The sequence below is a fragment of the Anaerotignum sp. genome, assembly GCF_017483025.1.
GTDB lineage: Bacteria > Bacillota > Clostridia > Lachnospirales > Anaerotignaceae > Anaerotignum_A.
Genome location: NZ_JAFUMA010000073.1, coordinates 1 through 3,147 on the forward strand (window position 1 = coordinate 1; position 3,147 = coordinate 3,147).

Below are 3,147 nucleotides of genomic sequence, written 5' to 3' on the forward strand. Positions count from 1 at the left end.
ATACCCATGGTATGTTTATCTGCTCTATCACAGAAGCCAGAGTCATCTCTGATAAGGAAACTATGACCTATGCATATTATCAAAACAATGTAAAGCCTAAGCCGGATACAGAGGGTAAAAAAGGATATGTCTGCAAGATCTGCGGCTGGATCCATGAGGGAGACGAACTGCCTGACGATATCATTTGCCCTCTTTGCAAACACGGTGCGGCAGATTTCGAACCCATTGCATAAGTGAGCCTGCAGCATAATATAACTGAATAATAATAGCCCTTCTCGTCAGAGTAAACCAATGGGACATATAATACAGCCTCCAAACTGATGTATAATAAAATCATGCAGTTAGGAGGCTGTATTCATTCTTAAGCACAAAAACAGACAAAACAATACATTTCCTATATGTATTTTTACACTTTATCTTTTCTAAAGCGCAAGAACCAGTCCAGCGCATATTCATCCTCATCTGTAGATGCCATACCGGCTTCTGCGTCTGCCACTGTAGTCGGAGTGGAAATAATCAGATCATCGCCAGGCTGCCAGTTAGCAGGTGTAGAATTATGGGTTTCGTCAGACTTCTGAAGCGCCAGTATCATACGTTTGATCTCATCAAAATTGCGTCCCGTTGTCAGTGGATAGTAAATGATGGAACGGATAATGCCTTCAGGGTCAATGACAAAGACTGCTCTTACTGCCTGGGTACTGGATACATTAGGCTGCAGCATCCCGTATTTTGTGGAAACCTTGGTATTCAGGTCTGCGATCACAGGGAAGTCGATCTTGACATTCTTCATGCCCTTCCATTCCAGTTCTTCGATTTTTCTGATCCAGGCAATGTGGGAATATAAAGAGTCCACAGACAATCCCAAAAGTTCCACATTCATCTGACGAAATTCTTCCTTCATGGATGCCATCGTCATAAACTAAGTGGTGCATACAGTTGTAAAATCAGAGGGGTGGGAAAAGAAATTAACCCACTTGCCCTTGTAGTCTTCAGGAAAGTTTACAGTTCCTTTTGTCGTTAATGCTTCAAATGAAGGTGCTTTATCTCCGATCAAAGGGAGTCTGTTTAAATCTTCAGTCATTGTAAATTCCTCCTTTAAGTTCCTTGTATCGATATATTATATCATATTTTCTACAAAGAAATCCTATATTTAAGGTCTCAGACCCAGACCACCTTCCAGCGTGATCGTTTCACCCGTCATATATTTCAGATCAAGGGAGGCTAGCGCTACACAGGCACGTCCAATTTCCTTCTCCACATCGCCGTAATGACCCATTGGCGGCATCTGCACATTGGCCTCAAAGGCTTCGGGATACTGATTCGCCCAATTTTCCAGCTGTGCTGTCCATGCCAGAGGGCAAACCACATTGACGTTGATACCATCTTTGCCCCATTCCGTTGCCGCCACACGGCTCATACCACGGATACCTTCCTTAGCTGCCGCATAGGAACTCTGTCCGAAATTACCGAACAGACCTGCGCCAGAGGCAAAGTTAATGACAGTACCCTTCGTTTTTGCCAGATATGGATAACATGCCTTCATATAATAGAATGTGGCATATAACCCAGAATAAATCGCCAGATCAAACTGCGCTGTTGTTTTTTCCGCCAGAGGCACACCGGAAGCTGATGCCTGCGCATTGTTGATGAGGATATGAATCTCACCAAATGTTTCGATCGCCTGCTGCACTACATTCTGTACCACAGCTTCATTATCTGCACCCGCTGCTACATCAGCCTGCACAGGAAGCACCTTCACACCATACAGTCGTTCCAGTTCTTCTTTTGCATCCAGCAATTTCTGCATATTTCTGCCGGTAATGACCAGATTAGCCCCTTCCTTGGCATAGGCGGTCGCAATGCCATAACCAATAGAGCCGCAACTGCCATCTCGTAGAACTGCTCGTCCACCGCCGGTAATGATCGCTGTTTTGCCTTTCAAATGACTCATAGGATTCACCATCCTTTTCATATTATTATGCCTGTTCGGCCAAGTATTCATCGATATAATGAGAAGCCATTGCACCGTCTGCTACAGCTGTTACCACTTGTCGCAGCACCTTCGTTCTCACGTCCCCCACGGCAAATACACCGGGGATGTTCGTTCTGGTAGATTCATCGGCAATGATATATCCTGCCTGATCCAATTCCAGTTGTCCTGCTAGAAATTCTGTCACAGGCTTTCTGCCTACGCTGATAAAAACTCCGTCGCAGAGGAGGTCTGTTTCTTCGCCTGTTTTTACATTTTTCAGACGCACTCCTTTGAATCCTTCCTCATAATGCAGGTCTGTCACCACGCTGTCCCAGCAAAACTCCACATTTTCCGCCTGCCTCAGAGGGTCATGGTAAATCTTTGTGGCACGTAGGGTATCTCTGCGATGGACGATGATGACCTTTTCGCAGATACGGGACAGTAGCATAGCATCTGCCGCCGCACTATTGCCGCCACCAACTACGACCACTATTTTCCCTTTATAAAACATACCATCACAGGCCGCACAGTAGTTAACACCTCTGCCGATCAAAGCCTGTTCCTTTTCGAAACCCAACTTTCTGGGAGAAGCGCCTGTAGAGATCACTACCGTTTTGCCGTAAAATACACCTTCACTGGTATCTACCTTTTTGATCTTATCCCGCAGTTCTACAGAATAGACCTCTGCCATTTCTGTTTTTGCGCCAAACCGTTCCGCACCGGCCTGCATCTTTTCCGCCAGTTCAAAACCATCCACGCCATTTTCAAAACCGGGATAGTTATCGATCTGAGAGGTCAGCGCCATCTGACCGCCTGCAGAAAGTTTTTCTAGCAACAACACGTCCAAGCCGGCTCTGGCTGTATAAAGGGCTGCAGTATAACCACCAGGACCGCCGCCGATGATGATGACATCATAAATATGTTCCATGCTGCCCCTCCTTGTTTACAGGTTCTTTTCAATGAATTCTTCGATTTTCGCCTTGGAGTCAGGTACAACAATGGAGTCTACCACTTCACCGCCCTTATAGAGCAGCAATGCAGGGATCGCTTCGATTTTTTCCTTTTTCGCCGCTTCGGGCACTTCGTCTACATTAATTTTTCCAATCACCAGTTTATCTTCATACTGTTCCGCAATCTTATCATAAGCAGGCGCAATACGACGGCAATATACACAC

General features: G+C 45.6%; 5 protein-coding genes and 1 pseudogene. 1 reads left to right on the forward strand and 5 read right to left on the reverse strand.

Annotated features, from left to right (window positions below; genetic code table 11):
* Positions 1–233: rubredoxin-like domain-containing protein (locus tag IJ369_RS06430; RefSeq protein WP_442859673.1), on the forward strand; the 233-nt coding region annotated here is incomplete at its 5' end.
* A gap of 173 nt (positions 234–406) precedes the next feature.
* Here IJ369_RS06430 and IJ369_RS10820 read toward each other — a convergent pair.
* From IJ369_RS10820 to IJ369_RS06450, 5 genes and pseudogenes are all read right to left on the reverse strand, one after another.
* Complete coding sequence (locus tag IJ369_RS10820) at positions 407–592, reverse strand: hypothetical protein (RefSeq protein ID WP_330612953.1); 186 nt, start codon at positions 590–592, stop codon at positions 407–409.
* Between the two features lie 63 nt (positions 593–655).
* Positions 656–1,081: pseudogene (locus IJ369_RS10825) on the reverse strand (redoxin domain-containing protein); the annotation flags it as partial.
* 69 nt (positions 1,082–1,150) lie between these two features.
* Positions 1,151–1,951, reverse strand: a complete 801-nt coding sequence (locus IJ369_RS06440; RefSeq protein WP_290717371.1) for an SDR family NAD(P)-dependent oxidoreductase — start codon at positions 1,949–1,951, stop codon at positions 1,151–1,153.
* A 25-nt stretch (positions 1,952–1,976) separates the two neighbouring features.
* Positions 1,977–2,900: a thioredoxin-disulfide reductase gene (gene trxB, locus IJ369_RS06445; RefSeq protein WP_290717373.1), complete on the reverse strand. Its 924-nt coding sequence runs from the start codon at positions 2,898–2,900 to the stop codon at positions 1,977–1,979.
* A 15-nt stretch (positions 2,901–2,915) separates the two neighbouring features.
* On the reverse strand, positions 2,916–3,147 hold a 232-nt coding region (locus IJ369_RS06450; RefSeq protein WP_290717375.1), incomplete at its 5' end, for a thioredoxin family protein.